This window comes from Comamonadaceae bacterium M7527 (assembly GCA_021044545.1).
GTDB lineage: Bacteria > Pseudomonadota > Gammaproteobacteria > Burkholderiales > Burkholderiaceae_C > RS62.
In genome coordinates this window covers 1,150,703-1,166,646 of record CP087990.1, presented here as the reverse complement: position 1 = coordinate 1,166,646, position 15,944 = coordinate 1,150,703, and the positions used below count along the sequence as shown (strand labels likewise).

General features: G+C 59.0%; 17 protein-coding genes. 9 read left to right on the top strand and 8 right to left on the bottom strand.

Annotated elements, in window-relative coordinates:
- Positions 1-5: 5 nt before the first annotated feature.
- Positions 6-1,940 carry a DNA mismatch repair endonuclease MutL gene (gene mutL, locus LN050_05600; GenBank protein UFS57265.1) on the bottom strand — a complete coding sequence of 645 codons (1,935 nt, stop codon included), beginning with the start codon at positions 1,938-1,940 and terminating at the stop codon, positions 6-8.
- 111 nt (positions 1,941-2,051) lie between these two features.
- On the opposite strand from mutL, the gene LN050_05595 reads away from it, so the two are divergent.
- A complete protein-coding gene (locus LN050_05595; protein ID UFS57264.1) occupies positions 2,052-2,690 on the top strand; it encodes a DedA family protein in 639 nt (212 codons plus the stop codon).
- 33 nt (positions 2,691-2,723) lie between these two features.
- Here LN050_05595 and LN050_05590 read toward each other — a convergent pair whose 3' ends face one another.
- Both LN050_05590 and tsaE read right to left on the bottom strand, forming a co-directional pair.
- A complete protein-coding gene (locus LN050_05590; GenBank protein UFS57263.1) occupies positions 2,724-4,085 on the bottom strand; it encodes an N-acetylmuramoyl-L-alanine amidase in 1,362 nt (453 codons plus the stop codon).
- A complete protein-coding gene (tsaE, locus tag LN050_05585) occupies positions 4,082-4,615 on the bottom strand; it encodes a tRNA (adenosine(37)-N6)-threonylcarbamoyltransferase complex ATPase subunit type 1 TsaE (GenBank protein UFS57262.1) in 534 nt (177 codons plus the stop codon). The genes LN050_05590 and tsaE overlap by 4 nt, the downstream gene beginning before the upstream one ends.
- 23 nt (positions 4,616-4,638) lie before the next feature.
- Here tsaE and queG point away from each other — a divergent pair, with 23 nt between their 5' ends.
- The 4 genes from queG to LN050_05565 are packed head-to-tail and all read left to right on the top strand — an operon-like array spanning position 4,639 to position 8,262.
- Positions 4,639-5,742 (top strand): tRNA epoxyqueuosine(34) reductase QueG, encoded by a 1,104-nt coding sequence (gene queG / locus LN050_05580; protein UFS57337.1) that lies wholly within the window; start codon positions 4,639-4,641, stop codon positions 5,740-5,742.
- A gap of 4 nt (positions 5,743-5,746) precedes the next feature.
- Positions 5,747-6,532 (top strand): ABC transporter permease, encoded by a 786-nt coding sequence (locus LN050_05575; GenBank protein ID UFS57261.1) that lies wholly within the window; start codon positions 5,747-5,749, stop codon positions 6,530-6,532.
- Positions 6,533-6,549: 17 nt separating this feature from the next.
- Complete coding sequence (locus tag LN050_05570; GenBank protein ID UFS57260.1) at positions 6,550-7,491, top strand: MlaD family protein; 942 nt, start codon at positions 6,550-6,552, stop codon at positions 7,489-7,491.
- A gap of 30 nt (positions 7,492-7,521) precedes the next feature.
- Positions 7,522-8,262: a hypothetical protein gene (locus tag LN050_05565; protein ID UFS57259.1), complete on the top strand. Its 741-nt coding sequence runs from the start codon at positions 7,522-7,524 to the stop codon at positions 8,260-8,262.
- 16 nt (positions 8,263-8,278) lie between these two features.
- Here the strand turns inward: LN050_05565 and LN050_05560 are convergent, their stop codons facing one another.
- A complete protein-coding gene (locus LN050_05560; GenBank protein UFS57258.1) occupies positions 8,279-9,217 on the bottom strand; it encodes an AEC family transporter in 939 nt (312 codons plus the stop codon).
- Between the two features lie 116 nt (positions 9,218-9,333).
- Here LN050_05560 and xerD point away from each other — a divergent pair, with 116 nt between their 5' ends.
- Positions 9,334-10,248, top strand: a complete 915-nt coding sequence (gene xerD / locus LN050_05555; protein ID UFS57336.1) for a site-specific tyrosine recombinase XerD — start codon at positions 9,334-9,336, stop codon at positions 10,246-10,248.
- Between the two features lie 58 nt (positions 10,249-10,306).
- Here xerD and LN050_05550 read toward each other — a convergent pair whose 3' ends face one another.
- Positions 10,307-11,134 (bottom strand): ferritin-like domain-containing protein, encoded by an 828-nt coding sequence (locus LN050_05550; protein ID UFS57257.1) that lies wholly within the window; start codon positions 11,132-11,134, stop codon positions 10,307-10,309.
- 62 nt (positions 11,135-11,196) lie between these two features.
- Here LN050_05550 and LN050_05545 point away from each other — a divergent pair, with 62 nt between their 5' ends.
- From LN050_05545 to LN050_05535, 3 genes are all read left to right on the top strand, one after another.
- Positions 11,197-11,721, top strand: a complete 525-nt coding sequence (locus tag LN050_05545) for a gamma carbonic anhydrase family protein (GenBank protein ID UFS57256.1) — start codon at positions 11,197-11,199, stop codon at positions 11,719-11,721.
- Positions 11,722-11,980: 259 nt separating this feature from the next.
- Entirely contained in the window at positions 11,981-12,949 is a 969-nt protein-coding gene (locus tag LN050_05540) for an Hsp33 family molecular chaperone HslO (protein ID UFS57255.1), read from the top strand.
- Positions 12,949-13,578, top strand: a complete 630-nt coding sequence (locus LN050_05535) for an HAD family phosphatase (protein ID UFS57254.1) — start codon at positions 12,949-12,951, stop codon at positions 13,576-13,578. Before LN050_05540 ends, LN050_05535 begins: the two co-directional genes overlap by 1 nt.
- Here the strand turns inward: LN050_05535 and LN050_05530 are convergent.
- The 3 genes from LN050_05530 to eno are packed head-to-tail and all read right to left on the bottom strand — an operon-like array spanning position 13,575 to position 15,914.
- Positions 13,575-14,288, bottom strand: coding sequence for an ATP-binding protein (locus LN050_05530; GenBank protein ID UFS57253.1), 714 nt, complete (start codon positions 14,286-14,288; stop codon positions 13,575-13,577). The two genes, LN050_05535 and LN050_05530, sit on opposite strands and share 4 nt — an antisense overlap.
- The gene (locus LN050_05525; GenBank protein UFS57252.1) at positions 14,285-14,599 is read right to left on the bottom strand and encodes a septum formation initiator family protein; all 315 of its coding nucleotides are present in this window, start codon (positions 14,597-14,599) and stop codon (positions 14,285-14,287) included. The genes LN050_05530 and LN050_05525 overlap by 4 nt, the downstream gene beginning before the upstream one ends.
- A 31-nt stretch (positions 14,600-14,630) precedes the next feature.
- On the bottom strand, positions 14,631-15,914 hold the full coding sequence (eno, locus tag LN050_05520) for a phosphopyruvate hydratase (GenBank protein UFS57251.1): 1,284 nt from the start codon (positions 15,912-15,914) through the stop codon (positions 14,631-14,633).
- Between the last annotated feature and the right edge of the window lie 30 nt (positions 15,915-15,944).

The window sequence follows — 15,944 nt, the reverse complement described above, 5'->3', positions numbered from 1 at the left end:
GGGTCTTAGCGGCCGCGCAAAAACAGGCGGTCCAGGTCTTTCATGGTGAGCTGTTGCCAGGTTGGGCGGCCGTGGTTGCACTGGTCTGAGCGCTCTGTCACTTCCATTTGGCGCAGCAAGGCGTTCATCTCTGCGATGGTGAGTGTGCGGTTGGCGCGCACGGCGCCGTGGCAGGCCATGGTGCCCAGTAGCTCGTTGTGGGCGCGGGCAATGACGGTGCTGGCCTCGTGTTGTTGCAACTCGGCCAGTACGCTTCTGGCCAAGGCCACCGCGTCGCCTTGCGCCAGCGCGGTGGGCACTGCGCGTACGGCCAAGGTCTTGGCGGTGAGTGGCTCAACGGCCAGGCCCAGCGTGCCAAGCGTTTGCTCATGTGCTTGCGCTGTGCTGATCTCCAAAGGCGTAGCGGCAAAGCTGGCGGGAATCAGCAGCGGCTGGCTGCTGACCCGTTGACTCAAACCGTCGCCCAGCTGGGCCTTTAGCCGCTCGTACACAATGCGCTCGTGGGCGGCGTGCATGTCGACCACGACCAGACCGTTGGCGTTTTGCGCCAATATGTACACGCCGTGTATTTGGGCCACCGCGCTGCCCAGGGGCCATTCGCCTGTGGGTAGTTCGGTGCCGGCTGTAGGCGGTTGGCCGACTTGCCACAAGGCAGCGGCTTCTTGCGCCGCGTGTTGCGCATCTTGGTGGTTTTGTTTGGGGGTGTCCCAGTGGCTTATGGCACCCGGCACGCGCCAAGGCAAGGGGTTTTGTCCGCTGGTGGCCAGGGGCATGCTCGATGCACCTGATGCGCCTGATGAATCTGAAGGCGGCGCTTGCCAAGCGGCTTGCGGTGTGGCCAGCTCTGGGCTTGGTGGCAGCGCTCGCCCCGCCTGTCCAGCGCGTGGTGCGGCCAAGGCTTGGCTGATGCCGCGCGCCACTAGCTGGTGTACGGCGCGCCCGTCTCTGAAGCGCACCTCAATTTTGGTGGGGTGTACGTTGACGTCTACGCGGGTAGCGGCCATGTCTATGTACAACACATAGACGGGCTGGCGCTGGCCATGCAGTACGTCTGCGTAGGCACTGCGCGCGGCATGGCCTATGACCTTGTCGCGCACAAAGCGGCCGTTGACGTAAGCAAACTGTTGGTCGCCTCTGGCGCGTGCCGCATCGGGCAGGCCTGCGCGCCCGCGCAGGCGCATGTCGCCATCGTCTGTGCTAAAGCGCAGGTCCAGCGCCAAGCTGTTGTCCAAAAAGCTGTGGCCCAGTATGTCACCAATGCGTTGGTCCAGGCTGGCTTGGCTGTCAGGTGCCAGCCCGTCTGTGTGCATGGCGCGCCACAGCTCCAGCTGCTTGCCGTCTGCCCAAATGGCAAAGCTCACCCAGGGCCTTGCCAGTGCGTGGCGGCGCACCGCTTCAATGCAGTGGGCTTGTTCTGTGGCGTCGGTTTTTAAAAACTTGCGCCGTGCGGGTGTGGCGTAAAACAGCTCGCGCACTTCTATGGTGGTGCCTGGTGTGCGGGCTGCTGCTGACAGTTCGCCACTGTTGCCGTCCAGCAGCCAAGCGTGCTCATCTGCTGCGGTACGGGTCAGCACGCTGACTTGGGCAATGGCGTTGATGGCGGCCAGGGCTTCACCCCTAAAGCCCATTGTTTGCACAGACTCCAAGTCGCTCAGGTTGGTGATTTTGCTGGTGGCATGGCGCTGCAAGGCCAGTGGCAGCTGGGCTTTGGCAATGCCGCAGCCATTGTCTTCTACCGCAATCAGGCGTACGCCGCCGGCTTGCAGGCGTACCGTGACTTGTGTGGCGCCTGCATCCAGGGCGTTGTCTACCAGCTCGCGCACCACAGAGGCTGGGCGCTCCACCACCTCGCCTGCGGCAATTTGGCTGATGAGCTCGTCTGGCAGGGCGCGTATGTGCCTGGGCTGGTCGGCGATGGGGTTGGGGCTTGCGGTAAACACCTAGGCATTCTAAAGACTGTGTGAGGACTGTGTGAGGACTGTGTGAGCCCGGGGACAGCGCGCAAGCGTTACAAGCCAGTGGATGCGAAACCTCGCTGATAATCAGTACCCATGGATATTCTTTTCGCCCTCATTGACTTCATTCTCAACATCGACGTGCACTTGGCCAACTTTGTCGAGACCTATGGCGCCTGGGTGTATGGCTTGCTGTTTCTCATTGTGTTTGTGGAGACTGGTTTGGTGGTCATGCCGTTTTTGCCCGGCGACTCCCTGCTGTTTGTGGTGGGGGCCATGGCCGCGCGTGGCAGTCTTGACTTGTATATGGTCATGGGCTTGTTGTTTGTGGCAGCGGTTGCGGGTGACCAGCTCAACTACAGCATTGGCCGTTACGTTGGCCCCAAGGTGTTTCAGTGGGACAACTCACGCTGGTTTAATCGCAATGCTTTTGACAAGGCCCATGCCTTTTACGAGCGTTATGGCGGCATCACCATTGTGTTGGCGCGCTTTATGCCGTTTGCGCGCACGTTTGCACCGTTTGTGGCGGGCGTGGCCAACATGGACAGGCGCGTGTTTATTGTCTACAACGGGTTGGGTGCGTCGCTGTGGGTGGGCGGCGTGACCCTGGCTGGCTACTGGTTTGGCAACTTGCCGTGGGTGAAGGCCAACCTGGAGTTCATTATTTGGGGCTTGATTTTGATACCGGGGCTTCTTGCGATTGCCGGTGCCATGAAAACCTCGCGCCCGGCCTAGGCCTGTCATGTGTGGCGGCACAAGCCACCAGGGCTAAATTTGGCGGCTGCGCGCCAGCGGCGGGTTGTTGGCAAAGTAGCGTTTGATGCCGCGCATCAGGGCATCAGCCAGTTGGTTTTGGTAGGCGCTGCTGCGCAGGCGGCGCTCTTCATCAGGGTTGCTGATAAACGCCGTCTCAACCAGTACGCTGGGGATATCAGGTGCTTTCAGCACCGCAAAACCTGCTTGTTCAACGCGAGGCTTGTGCAGCCGGCCCACTTGGCCCAGCTCGCCCAGCATTTCTGCGCCCAGCTTGATGCTGTCTTTGATTTGGGCGGTGGTGCTCATGTCCAGCATGGCACGGCTGACTGTGGCGTCTGCGCTGTTGCTGTTGATGCCGCCTACCAGGTCTGCAGCATTTTCTTTCTTGGCCATCCATCGTGCCGCGGCGCTGGTAGCCCCTTTGGTACTGAGGGCGAACACGCTGGCACCTTGTGGCCTGGCGGTGTAGAAGGCGTCGGCGTGAATGCTGATCATCAAGTCAGAGTCAACGCGTCTGGCTTTTTCAACGCGCTTGTGCAGCGGCACAAAATAATCATTGTCGCGCGTCATGAAGGCGCGCATGGGGTTGCCGTTGACACTGGATTTGTTGATGCGGTCGCGCAACTTGAGGGCGATTTGCAGCACCACGTCTTTTTCGTAGGTGCCTTTAGGCCCTACAGCGCCCGGATCTTCACCACCATGGCCAGGGTCTAGGGTGACAACAATGATGCGGTCTGTTTTTTGTGCCGCTGGCCTGGCTGGTGTTTTAGAGGGTGTGGGTTTGGTCGCTACCGCGGTGGGTGGTGTGGTGGGCTTGCCCGCAGCGCCAGGGGCTTGAGGGGCGGTCACCCCCTTTTGAGCCAACAAGTCACCCAGCGGATCTGTGCTGGCGACTTGGTCTTCCAGGTCAGACATGCGCTGGGCAATGAGGTCTGCCAGCGGGTCTGGCGCAGCAATGGGGTATAGGTCAAAGACCAGGCGGTTTTGGTAGGGCGCGATGGGCTTGAGTGTGAACACCTGAGGCAATACGGCTTGCTTTAGATCCAGCACCAAACGCACCACATCGGGTGCAAACTGGCCTACGCGCACACCCGCAATATTGGGGTCGTCTGGCACGACTTTGCTCACCAGCTCCTTGAGCTCTGGCATCAAGGCCATGCCTTTGATGTCCACGGCCAGGCGGGGCGGGTCTGCCACAAAGGTCTGGCTGTAGCTGAGCGCTTGGTCAGACTCGATGGTGACGCGGCTGTAGTCGGGCGAGGGCCACATGCGCACGGCCACAATGTTGGCGCCCCAAGCAATGTCGGCTTTGGTGAGTGTGAGCAACAGGGTGCTGGCGCCCAGGCCCGCGCGCAACAGTTCGCGGCGTTTCATGCGCGTGCCACCTGTTGCAGCAGTTGTGCGCCGCAAGCGCTCAGCGCGGTGAGCGTCACCACACGCTGCTCCAGCGTGTCGCAGACCGGTCCGTTGAGGCCTTGCCAAGTGATGTGCATATGCATGTCTGCCATGGGCATCAAGTGTCTCACACGCGTAGGCCACTCTACGAGTTTGAGGCCGGTGGCTGCAAATTGGTCTCTGAACCCAGCGTCCTCCCATTCACGTTCGTCTTCAAAGCGGTAAAAGTCAAAGTGGGCAATGGCCAGTGCCTGGGCGATTAGCAGGCCAGTGTGTGGCTCAACAATGGCGTAAGTGGGGCTTTTGATGCGCCCGGATACGCCCAGGGCCCCCAGCAAGTGGCGCACAAACGTGGTTTTGCCCGCGCCCAAGTCGCCCTCAAGGGTGATGGTGGCGTTGGCCAAGGCGGGGCTTTGCGCCAGTTGCTGCGCAAAGCCGGCCGTGTCGGCCTCGGTGTTCCACAACGTTTTGTGCACTGGCGGCAGTTGGGCAGAAATGGTGTCTGACATATACCTACAATTTGACCATGCAAATGCAGCCCACACATTGGACCAACGACATTGTTGAACAACTCAACATATGGGGGCAGGCTTTGGGGTTTTCCCAGATTGGCATTGCCGATGTGGACTTAAGCCACGCCGAGTCGGGCTTAAGCGCCTGGCTGGAAGCGGGCTTTAACGGCAGCATGCACTATATGGCCAAGCACAGGCTGATGCGCGCGCGCCCACATGAGTTGGTGCCAGGTACCGTGCGGGTGATCACGGCGCGCATGAATTATTTGCCCAGCTTGGGTGAGCCGCCCGACGCAGACTGGCGCAGCGTGGCTTGGGCCCAAATGGACCAGGCAGGGCAGGCCTATGTGTCGCGCTATGCCCTGGGGCGCGACTACCACAAGGTATTGCGTGGCCGCTTGCAGCGCTTGGCTGACCAGTTGCAAGCGCATGTAGGTTCAATGGGTCACCGTGTATTCACCGACTCTGCACCTGTGCTGGAGGCCGAGCTGGCCACCCAAAGCGGGCAGGGCTGGCGTGGCAAGCACACCCTGGTGCTCAGCCGTGAGGCGGGCTCTATGTTTTTTTTGGGTGAGATTTTTATTGATGCCGCATTGCCATTGACGCAGCCTGTGTCAGACCACTGCGGCCAATGCACCGCGTGCCTGGACGTATGCCCAACCCAAGCGATAGTGGCTTCTTACAAACTGGATGCGCGCAAGTGTATTTCTTACCTCACCATTGAGCATGAGGACGCCATTGATGAGCCGCTGCGGCGCGCTATGGGTAACCGCATTTACGGCTGCGACGACTGTCAACTGATTTGTCCGTGGAACAAGTACGCGCAGCGTGCAAGCGTGCCTGACTTTGATGCCCGTGCAGAGCTGGCCGCATCCGATTTGTTGCAATTGTGGGCTTGGGACGAGGCTACGTTTTTGCGCAAGACCGAGGGCTCTGCCATCAGGCGCATTGGCCATGCGCGCTGGCTGCGCAATTTGGCCACTGCCATGGGCAACGCGTTGGCACAGCCCGGCACAGACAATGACACGGCAGCAGCCTTGCAGGTAGGGTTGCGCCAACACACCAACCACCCACATGCAGCGGTGCGAGAGCACGTTGCGTGGGCATTACAGCAGCATGCATAGCCCTGTGACTAACAAGCCCAGCCACGCCACCAAGGCCTTTTTTTCTGACGCACCACCAACAGCCAGTGCCCTGGGTTTGTGGGCGCAGTTGGCTGCCTGGCTTCGCCAAGCCTTTTTATTCTGGGCTTTTGCGGCGCAGTTGACGGTGGTGATGTTGTCTGCACGCAGCTATACCCGTAGCGCTGGTTTGCAAGTGATGCAGCAAATTGTCAGCGCAAGCGCGGTGCTGGTGCCCGGTTTTATGGTGTTCAGTGCGCTGATGAGCGTTGTTTTGGTGCGCATTGTGCTGGCCGCTGCGGATGAGCTGGGGGTGTCGCAGTTTGCGCTTAACTTGCTGATTCGGACCTTGGTGTTGGAGTTGCTGCCGTTGGTGGCCGCTGGCTTTGTGGCCTTGCGATACAGCTTGCCAGCCGCCAATGCCTGGGCTCGCCATCCTGGGCGCAAGACGGCCCAGGACCTGGCCTCTTGCAGCATCGCCTCTGTGTTTGCCGTGCTGTTGCTGGCTTTGTCCAGCGCCGTGATGGCCAGTGTGATTGCCTATGTATCTGTTTACGGCTTGTCGTTTTGGGGGCTGGCCTCGTTCAATGCGCTGATGGCACAAATTGTTACGCCTACTGTCATGCTGGTGCTGGTGGTCAAAACCGTTTGCTCTGCGGTGGCGGTGGCCGTGGTGCCGTTGGGTGCTGTGTTGATGCATCAAACCCAGCGGTCAGATCTGGGCGTGTTTGCCAGACTGGTGGCGCTGCTGTTGCTGATAGAGTTGTTGTCGTTGCTAGGCAATTATTACTAGCTTACCTGTTCACATATATGTCTGAGACCACCCCAACCAACGTCCCCAGCGCCGAGGTTACGCCGTTGTTGCGCCTTAAAGCATTTGTGTTGCTGCTGGTGTTGGCCGTGCTGCTGATTGGCAGCACAACCTACATCCTGTATGCCAGAGGTGTGTTTGAGCAAACACAGCGCCTGGTGCTGTTCACCGACGATGCTGAGGGCGTATCTGTGGGCATGAACATGACATTTGCTGGCTTTGAGCTGGGGCGTGTCACGCGCATCAGTCTGGGGGACGACGGCAATGCGCGCCTGGACATAGACATACCCACGTCGAATGCCAAATGGTTAAGAGCCTCCAGCGTATTCACCCTTGAGCGGGGCTTGGTAGGCGGCAGCAAAATAAAGGCATATACCGGTGTGCTCGAGGATGACCCATTGCCGGACAACGCCCAGCGCACGCTGCTGCGCGGTGACGCCACCGCGCAAATACCGTTTATTGCCGCAGCGGCCAAGGATTTGATAGACGAGTTGCGCGGCCTGGTCGCCAAAACTGCAGGTGAGCAAGGCGCACTGGGCGTGATGATGGGCAACGAGGCCGATCGCGCAAACGTCATCAAACTGCTTGCGCAGACGCAACAGCTGATGGGCAGTGTGGACAGCGTGGCCCGCCATGCAGACCGTCAGGTGTTTGGCCGCGGTGGTTTGGTGCCACAGGGCACGCAAGCCTTGGCCCAGGCTGAGCAAACACTGGCGCAAACCACGCAGATGCTCAAAGAAGTGCGCGCCAGCTTGCAGCGGGTTGATGGCGTGCTGCAAGACGCGCAAGCCATCAGCGCGTCGGCCAAAGAAGCCAGTGTTGACCTGGTCGGTTTGCGCACCGAAGTAGAGGGTAGTCTGCGCCAAGTCAACGGCCTGATGACTACGCTGCAAAGCACGTGGCCGCTTGGCACTGCGCCGCAGCCTGTACAGTTACCCTGATTGTTTTGTCTGATTCTGATTGATAGCCACATGACATACGCCTATTCCACCAATAACGCACTGATTGCCATGGGCTTGCGTGCCAAACGCGTGTTGCAAATAGGCCTGCTGGGCCTGGGCGCAGCAGCCTTGCTGGGCTGCGCCCAGACACCGGCACCGCAGTGGCAGGGTACTTCCGTGCAGTCGGCAATGCGTGGCGTGCAGGCTTATCTGGTGGGTATGTTGCCTGTAGCGCGCCTTGAGTTTGAGCGTGCGCGCAGTGCCTTGGGCAGCACGGCCAACTTGAAGGCTGTGGCCAATCTTGAGTTGTTGCAGTGTGCGGTGCGGGCTGCAAGCCTGGAGCGTGTGTTGTGCGCCCCGTCTATTGACCCCTCGGCCATGAGCCAGGCGCAGCTGGTGTACCGGGACTATCTGAATGGCCGGCTACCCAGCGATGAGCAGCGCGCGCTGCTGCCCAAGGCACAGCAGCCAGTAGCGCTGGCCATTGGCACTGGTGGCGATGTGGCCAGCGTAGTTGCCGAGTTGGTACAAGCTGCGCAGCAACCCGATGCGCAGTTGCTAAGCGCTTTGCTGGCTTGTGGGATTGCCCAGCAACATCAGCGTGTGTCGCTGGCTGTCGCCATGCAGGCTGTTGACATGGCCTCTGCGCAGGGCTGGCGCAAGCCGCTGCTGGCGTGGTTAAAGGTTCAGGCCAATCTCGCCGATGAGGCCGGTGACCAGCTGCTCGCGCAGCACAGTCGGCAGCGCATTGCGCTGTTGATCAGCCAGTGAGTGGCAGGCAGTCGGCCTAGCCACCACTGGGGTGCAAGCCGCCCAGCACGCCCAGTGCAAAAGGCAGGCTAAACATGGCCAGTACGGTGGACAAAGTGACCAGGCTGGCCACGTAGGGGCCGTTAAAGCCCATGCGCGCGGCCAACACATAGCTGCTGGAGGCGGTGGGCATGGCTGCAAAAATCAGCAGTACAGCGGTTTGCGAAGCGTCTAGGCGTAGCGCTTTGGCGATCAGCCACGCCAACACAGGCAGCGCCAGGTGCTTGATACCCAGTACAGCCGCAGCCAAGACCTTGGCCCTAGGCAAAGCGGACAACTGCATGCCAGCGCCTGCAGCCATCAAACCGAGCACCAAGCCGGTTTGTCCTAGCCTTGAGAATGTGGGTTCTAGCCATGTGGGCATTTGAAAGCCTGCAAAGTTGGCGGCCAAGCCCACAAAGGTGGCCCAAATGAGTGGGTTTTCTACCAACTCCTTGCCCAAGCCTTTTTGCCCGTGTTTGGCCATGGGCCACACCGCACCAATGTTGTACAGCGGCACACAAATACCTATCAGTACCGCCACCAGCAGCAAGCCAGAGTCGCCTACGACCTTTTGGGTGATGGCGAGTGCAATGAAAGAGTTGAACCGAAACGCAATTTGCGCACTGGCAGCGTGGTCACGCGTGTCAAAGTAGCGGTTGACGATAGGCCATTTGGCCACCGAGTAAGCCAGTGCAATGCCGCACAAGGCCAAGCTCAGGCCCGCCAGCATAAACTGCGACGCGCTACCCACATCCAGGGGATAGCGGGTAATGCTTTGAAACAGCAACACCGGAAACAAAAAGAAATAGACCAAGGCGTTGACCTGTGCCCACACCGTGCTGTTGAGCTTGGTCAATCTGCAAATCAGGTAGCCGCACGCTATGAGGGCGAAATCCGGGATGAGTAGTTGGGCGTAGTACACGCCTATGAGCATAGCGGCTTTTGGGTGGCGCTTTGGCGCGCGCGCTTCTTGGCGGGCGTTTATTTGCTATGGTTGCGATCATGAGCGCCACCCAACCAACCGCAGCTGATGCCAGCACTGCCAGCATGATGCCCCACGCGCAGGCCTTGCAGCAGTCTGTCGGGCACATAGACGCTTTTGTAGACGCCATGTGGCTTGAGTACGGTTTGGCCAAAAACACATTGGCCAGCTACCGCGCTGACTTGGGTGCTTTGGCAGCGTGGTTGGCGGGCCAGGGCTTGCACTTGATGGCTACAAAGGGCCACCACCTGAGCGCTTACAGTGCAGCGCGTCATGGCGTGAGCAAGCCCAGTACGGCCAATAGACGGTTAAGCGTCTTCAAGCGGTTTTTCAGATGGGCCTTGCGCGAGTGCTTGCTCAGTGCAGACCCCACCTTGCAACTGCAAGCAGCCAAGCAAGGCCCGCGCTTGCCTAAAACCCTGACAGAGGCGCAAGTGGACGCCTTGCTGGCAGCGCCCAACACCGAAACCGCTTTGGGCCTGCGCGACCGTGCGATGTTGGAGCTGATGTACGCCAGCGGCCTGCGCGTCAGCGAGCTGGTAGACATCAAAGTGTTTCAACTGAGCAGCTCTGAGCAGGTGTTGAAGGTCATGGGCAAAGGCAGCAAAGAGCGCTTGGTACCTTTTGGCATGGCCGCCCACCATTGGATAGGCGCGTATTTGGCCGGTGCACGCGGTGAGCTGCTTCAAGGTCAGCAAAGTGACGACTTGTTTGTGACCCGTCTGGGCCGCGGCATGAGTCGGGTGATGTTCTGGAACCTGGTGAAAAAATACGCCGCCCTGGCCGGCATTCACAGCGCGTTGTCACCACACACACTGCGCCACGCCTTTGCGACGCACTTGCTAAACCACGGCGCGGACCTGCGCGCCGTGCAGTTGCTGTTGGGGCATGCTGATATATCCACCACCACCATTTACACCCACGTAGCGCGTGAACGCTTGCGTCAGCTGCATGCGGTGCACCACCCGCGTGGTGGTGCCTGAGTGTATTGAGCGTTGCCAGTGCAGCAACGCCGGGCACAGCGCCACCGTGGACACCAGATCAGGCCAGCAGGTAGGCCAGCTCTGCCTCATTGAAGCCCGCAGCACGTCTGGCTTCGTTGTTGAAGGGCGGCTTCAGTTTGGGCGCGTCAAAACGCGCGACCAGTTCGCCGTAATAGGCTACTTGGTCGCGTTGTTGTGCTTTGCACAAGTGTTTGTACCAGTGGTTGCCAATAGCGACGTGGCCCACTTCTTCTCGCACAATAACGTCCAGTATGGCGACTGTTTGAAGCGCGTCGGGTGTGCCCACTTTGCGCAGTTTGTCCTGGATCAGTGGGGTGGCGTCCAAGCCTCTGGCCTCCAGGGTGCGGGGTACCAAGGCCATGCGTGCGGTGATGTCGTGGGCTGTCTTTTCGCACATGGCCCATAGGCCATCGTGGGCATCAAAGCTGCCGTATTGCCATGGCTGCTCTGGTTGCAGACCTTTGAGGTGGGTTTGCAGCATGTCAAAGTGGGTGGACTCTTCATAAGCCACGCGCAGCCAGTCCAGGTAAAACTGTGTTGGCATGCCGCTGTAGCGCCATACCGCATCAAGGGCCAGGTTGATGGCGTTGAACTCAATGTGGCAAATTGCGTGTACCAAGGCCGCGCGCCCTAGTAATGTGTGTACCGATCGTGTGGGCACTTGCCCGGGGTGTACCAGCGCGGGGCGCTCTGGGCGACCGGGCAGTGGCGTGTCGCAAGTCAGTGTTTGTTGCACTGTCGCATGCGTCCAGTCATAGGTTTGCGCGCATTGCCATAATGCAGCCACGGCCTCGATTTTGGCTGCGGGTTGGTCTAGTTGCAAGGCGCTTAACGCCAGCTCGCGAGGGTTTGGGCTAGGCTGCATGGCTTTGATTGTAATAAGCCAGCCCAGCGCAATACCGCAGCACAACCTACCAGGAGTTCGCCATGGCGATTTATCAGCTAGACAACGACATACCCAATATTGACCCCAGCGCCTGGGTGGCTGAGGGCGCTCAGGTCATGGGCAACGTCACCATGAAAGCCAACGCCAGCGTGTGGTTTGGCGCGGTGGTGCGGGGTGACACCTCCTCCATTCACATTGGTGAAAACAGCAATATCCAAGACGCCAGCGTGTTGCACGCCGACGTAGGCATGCCCTTGCATATTGGTGACAACGTCACTGTTGGTCACCAGGTGATGTTGCACGGTTGCACCGTGGGCGACGGCTCGCTGATTGGTATCGGCGCTGTGGTACTCAATGGCGCCACGATCGGTAAAGGTTGCTTGGTGGGCGCAGGCTCATTGGTGACTGAGGGTAAAACGTTTCCCGACGGCAGCATGATTTTGGGTAGTCCAGCCAAGGTGGTCAAACAACTCACTCCCGAGCAAATGGATGGCTTGATGCAAAGCGCCAAACACTACGTGGACAACGCCAGGCGCTTTCAAGCAGGCTTAAAGCGCCTGGATTGAACGCGGCTTTGCTGCCGTGGTTCTGCAGCAGGGTGGCCCTGCGGTAATCTCATGTGGCATTGGCGGTCTGGTTGCCGGGTTTTTGCTGGTACCGTACCAAGCGCCGTGCTTGTCACCGCCTTTGCCTAGAAACGCACCATGAACGACTGTGCCCAAGCGCTGAAAGCGTCTGGTGGTGACTCGTGAGAAAATAGCCTATTCAATTATTCGCCCCGTGTTGGGGCTTTTCTTTTGATGCGCCAGGCGCTGGGAATACGTTTTGTCCGAGTTACATAAGTTCATTTTTGAAGGTCTGCCCGTGCGTGGTGCCATTGTGGTGCTGGACGACGCGTGGCAAGACATGTTGTCCAAGCGCAGCGAGGCAGGCGCTTACCCCGAGCCTGTACAAAATTTGCTGGGCGAGATGGCTGCAGCCGCTGTGCTGATGCAAGCCAATATCAAGTTCAACGGCGCGTTGGTGTTGCAAGTGCAAGGCGATGGTCCATTGAAAATGGCCGTGGCAGAGGTGCAGTCAGACTTTGCGGTGCGGGCCACGGCTACGCTGCGGGGTGAGTTGGTGGCCAACGCCACACTCAGCGACATGGTGAACGTGAACAACGAGGGCCGCTGCGCCATTACGCTAGACCCCAAAGACCGTTTACCAGGCCAGCAGGCTTACCAGGGCATAGTGCCGCTGTTTGATGACAATGGTCAAAAAATCAACCAGCTCAGCGAGGTTCTGCAGCATTACATGTTGCAAAGTGAGCAGCTCGATACGTGCCTGGTGCTGGCCGCCAATGGCGAGCGTGCTGCGGGCTTGCTGATACAACGTTTGCCATTGGCTGGAGAAGGCAACCTCGCCGGCCAGGCCCAATCAAACGAAGACGGCATTGGCAAGAGCGAAGACTACAACCGCATTGCCACGTTGGCGTCCAGCCTCAAGCCTGAGGAGCTGCTAAGCCTGGATGTGGAAACAATGTTGCACCGTTTGTTTTGGGAAGAGCCCATTGCCCGCTTTATTGCGCCGCAAGGCGTTGACCGCCCGCGCTTTCAGTGCAGCTGTTCAAAAGAGCGCGTCAGCAACATGCTGCGCTCGCTGGGTGCCGAGGAGGTGCAAAGCATTATTGCTGAACGTGGCGACGTGGAAGTGGGCTGCGAGTTTTGTGGTGCCATGTACCGCTTTGACCCTGTAGACAGTGCGCAACTTTTTACAGATGCCAGCGCCACACCACCGGATGCCTTGCAGTGATGGCCAGCAACACGGCAGTGGTGTTTGACTTTGGTGGCGTGGTTTTTCACTGGCAGCCAGCGCAGTTGTTGCAGCAAGTTGTGCCTCACCTTGCGCCCAATGAAGCGAGCGCACTGGCACTGAAAGACGCTATTTTTCAGGGTCTAACGCTCACCAGTGACTGGGCACTGTTTGACCAAGGCTACATTGAGCCCGACGCATTGGCGCAGCGTATTGCCGCACGTACTGGTCTTGCCAAGGCAGATGTGGCTGCTGTTATTGCGGCCATACCCGAGCATTTGACGGCCAAGCGCGATACGGTAGCGCTCATAGAGCAGTTGGCTGCGCAAGGTGTGCCGCTGTTCTTTTTGTCGAACATGCCTGCGCCCTATGCGCGTTACTTGCAAACAAGGCACGCCTTCTTGAAACACTTCAAAGCGGGTGTGTTTTCTGCAGACGTGGGCTGCAGCAAACCAGATCCACGCATATACCAGCTGGCGCTGGCGGCTACGGGACTGCAGGCTTGTGACCTGGTGTTTGTAGACGACCTGACCGACAACATAGACGTGGCCAAAAGCCTGGGCTGGCGTGGTGTGGTGTTTGACCATGCGGCGCAGTGCGCGACGGAGTTGGCCCCGTTGCTGGCTTAAAACAGGCCTTTGAACAAGCGCCGCTCGCAGTCGGGGTCGCTGCAGTCTTCACAGCCCCAGGCATGAAAGTTAAGCGCTGCGCCAGGGCCAACTTTGGTGTGGCCAGCGTCTGCGCGTTGATGAGCCGCAAACGCTGCGGTGATGGCTTGCCACGCGTTGTTGTGGCGCAGTGCACCTTGACCGTAGACCACTTGAAACGAAATGCTGCGTTGCTGCAAAGCGTCTCGCAGCAATCGGTCAACGCCAAGCTGCGCTGCTTGGCCATCGCGCTGCAGGCCGTCTGCTTGCCACGGCAGGTCTAAACCCATTAGCAACACCAGCTGGGGCGCAGGCTGCGCGGCAAATGCCATGTCCCACAGGCTGTTGTCGTTGAAGTAGTAAGCGCTGTAAGCGGCCGTCATTGCCGCATGTGTGTCCAGCAGCAGCAAACGCTGCTCGTTGGGCGCAGCAAGCGCTGCCAGTTGGCTGTGGGTTTGTTGGGCCGCTTCGGTTTGCACGTTGGCAATACTTGTTTGCTCATGCGCCTGTGGTGTGCGTTGGTGTGTGTCTACCCAAGCGCGTAAATGCTCATCAACGGTATGGCAGATGAACCCGGTACAGGCCGCTGTTGCGCGCAGCGCTTGCACCAACTGGCTTTTGCCGGTGCTTTCGGCCCCTACAACAGCTACGGTAAACACACCGTGTGCACTGGCCTGCGGTGATGCAGTCAAGGGCTGGTGGTTTGCGCAGCGCTGGGCGCAGGTTTGGCGTATTGCACAAAGATCTCGTTGGCCTTGACCATGCCCAGCTCTTGGCGGGCATAGGCCTCTACGACCTCCAGGCCTTCTTGCAGATCGCGCACTTCGCTTGCCAGCTGCTCGTTGGCCAAGCGCATGGCAGCATTGTCCGCCTCAAGCTGCTCCAGTTTGGCCTTTAGCGCATCTACAGACGGCACGCTACCCCGCCCAAACCACAGCTGTGCTTGCAATGCCAAAAGCAGCGCCAATAACGCCGCTGGAACAATGTAAGGACGCACAGCCATGATGTTGGTGCCTGGAAAGGGTTAGCGGTGATCAGCGCAGGTTGTAAAACGCGGCGCGGCCTGGGTACTCGGCCACATCGCCCAGGTCTTCTTCTATGCGCAGCAGCTGGTTGTACTTGGCCATACGGTCACTGCGGCTGAGTGAGCCGGTTTTGATTTGGCCCGCGTTGGTGCCCACAGCAATGTCCGCAATGGTGGAGTCTTCAGTCTCGCCAGAACGGTGGCTGATAACGGCGGTGTAGCCTGCACGCTTGGCCATTTCAATGGCGGCGAAGGTCTCGGTGAGCGTACCAATCTGGTTGATCTTGATGAGGATTGAGTTGCCAATGCCTTTGTCAATGCCTTCTTTCAAAATCTTGGTGTTGGTGACAAACAGGTCGTCGCCTACCAGTTGCACTTTGGCTTTGAGGCGGTCGCTCAATATTTTCCAGCCGTCCCAATCGCCTTCAGCCATGCCGTCTTCGATGCTGATGATGGGGAATTTCTCTACCCAGGTGGCCAGCATATCTGTCCACTCCTGAGCGCTCAGTTTGAGACCTTCGCCGTCCAGGCAGTACTGACCGTCTTTGTAGAATTCGCTGGCTGCGCAGTCCAGGCCCAGCGCAATTTGCTCACCTGGTGTGTAACCGGCCGCGTGAATGGCATCCAAGATCAACTGGATAGCCGCTTCGTGACTTTCGACGTTGGGGGCAAAGCCGCCTTCGTCGCCAACGGCTACGCTCATACCTTTGTCGTGCAATATGCTCTTGAGCGCGTGAAAGACCTCTGCGCCCCAACGCAAGGCTTCGCGGAAGGTGGGCGCGCCCACCGGAATAATCATCAGTTCTTGCAAGTCCAGGTTGTTGTTGGCATGTGCACCGCCATTGACCACGTTCATCATGGGCACAGGCAATTGCATGCCGCTCATGCCGCCAAAGTAGCGGTAAAGGGGTAGGCCAGCTTCTTCAGCCGCAGCGCGTGCCACAGCCATGGACACAGCCAGTGTGGCATTGGCGCCTAGACGGCTTTTGTTGTCTGTGCCGTCCAGGTCGATCAGCGTTTTGTCCAGAAAGGCTTGCTCAGAAGCGTCCAGACCAATAACGGCCTCAGAGATCTCGGTGTTGATGTGGTCTACCGCTTTGAGTACGCCTTTGCCCAAGTAGCGGCTTTTGTCGCCGTCGCGCAGCTCAATGGCCTCGCGCACACCTGTAGACGCGCCTGATGGCACAGCCGCACGACCCATTACGCCAGACTCCAGCAAGACGTCACATTCAACGGTGGGGTTGCCACGGCTGTCTAAAATTTCGCGGGCAACAATATCAACAATGGCGCTCATACAAATCCTTACAAATGAGGGGAAAGCTAA

Excerpts from the sequence above, each read along its gene's own strand:
- LN050_05595 (UFS57264.1), top strand. The coding sequence starts at position 2,052 with ATGGATATTCTTTTCGCCCTCATTGACTTCATTCTCAACATCGACGTG.
- LN050_05590 (UFS57263.1), bottom strand. The coding sequence starts at position 4,085 with ATGAAACGCCGCGAACTGTTGCGCGCGGGCCTGGGCGCCAGCACCCTG.
- tsaE (UFS57262.1), bottom strand. The coding sequence starts at position 4,615 with ATGTCAGACACCATTTCTGCCCAACTGCCGCCAGTGCACAAAACGTTG.
- queG (UFS57337.1), top strand. The coding sequence starts at position 4,639 with ATGCAGCCCACACATTGGACCAACGACATTGTTGAACAACTCAACATA.
- LN050_05570 (UFS57260.1), top strand. The coding sequence starts at position 6,550 with ATGTCTGAGACCACCCCAACCAACGTCCCCAGCGCCGAGGTTACGCCG.
- LN050_05565 (UFS57259.1), top strand. The coding sequence starts at position 7,522 with ATGACATACGCCTATTCCACCAATAACGCACTGATTGCCATGGGCTTG.
- LN050_05560 (UFS57258.1), bottom strand. The coding sequence starts at position 9,217 with ATGCTCATAGGCGTGTACTACGCCCAACTACTCATCCCGGATTTCGCC.
- xerD (UFS57336.1), top strand. The coding sequence starts at position 9,334 with ATGCCCCACGCGCAGGCCTTGCAGCAGTCTGTCGGGCACATAGACGCT.
- LN050_05550 (UFS57257.1), bottom strand. The coding sequence starts at position 11,134 with ATGCAGCCTAGCCCAAACCCTCGCGAGCTGGCGTTAAGCGCCTTGCAA.
- LN050_05545 (UFS57256.1), top strand. The coding sequence starts at position 11,197 with ATGGCGATTTATCAGCTAGACAACGACATACCCAATATTGACCCCAGC.
- LN050_05535 (UFS57254.1), top strand. The coding sequence starts at position 12,949 with ATGGCCAGCAACACGGCAGTGGTGTTTGACTTTGGTGGCGTGGTTTTT.
- LN050_05525 (UFS57252.1), bottom strand. The coding sequence starts at position 14,599 with ATGGCTGTGCGTCCTTACATTGTTCCAGCGGCGTTATTGGCGCTGCTT.
- eno (UFS57251.1), bottom strand. The coding sequence starts at position 15,914 with ATGAGCGCCATTGTTGATATTGTTGCCCGCGAAATTTTAGACAGCCGT.